Genomic DNA, 315 nt, shown 5'->3' with positions numbered 1-315 from the left:
GCGCTGATGTAATCGAATTGAACCGTGCCAGCCTGCGCTTCAAGCAGCAGGTCAGGCGGGCCACGGATAATGTACTGCTCTGCGAAGGGCAGTTTTTGGTGGCCTGCGTGCGCACCGACAGTTTGAAACCCCGGGCCCTTCCCGAAGACCTGCGTGCGGCCTTCGCCGACGCGGTCGGCCCGGGTACACACTCAAAGCAGGAGATAAAGCGTGGAAGCTAACGTCGTCGACCATTCCTCCATGTGGAGCCTGGTCAGCAATGCCAGCATCGTGGTGCAGTTGGTAATGTTGACCCTGGTGGCCGCATCGGTGACC

The 315-nt window shown here is 60.3% G+C and carries 1 protein-coding gene; it reads left to right on the top strand.

What is annotated here, in order from left to right; genetic code table 11:
- Positions 1-221: acyl-CoA thioesterase (locus AAEY83_RS13640; RefSeq protein WP_502945171.1), on the top strand; the 221-nt coding region annotated here is incomplete at its 5' end.
- Between the last annotated feature and the right edge of the window lie 94 nt (positions 222-315).

The organism is Psychrobacter sp. TB20-MNA-CIBAN-0197, assembly GCF_040309765.1.
GTDB lineage: Bacteria > Pseudomonadota > Gammaproteobacteria > Pseudomonadales > Moraxellaceae > Psychrobacter > Psychrobacter submarinus.
Note: the sequence above shows the minus strand (reverse complement) of the source record. Positions and strands in the feature narration are given on the sequence as shown.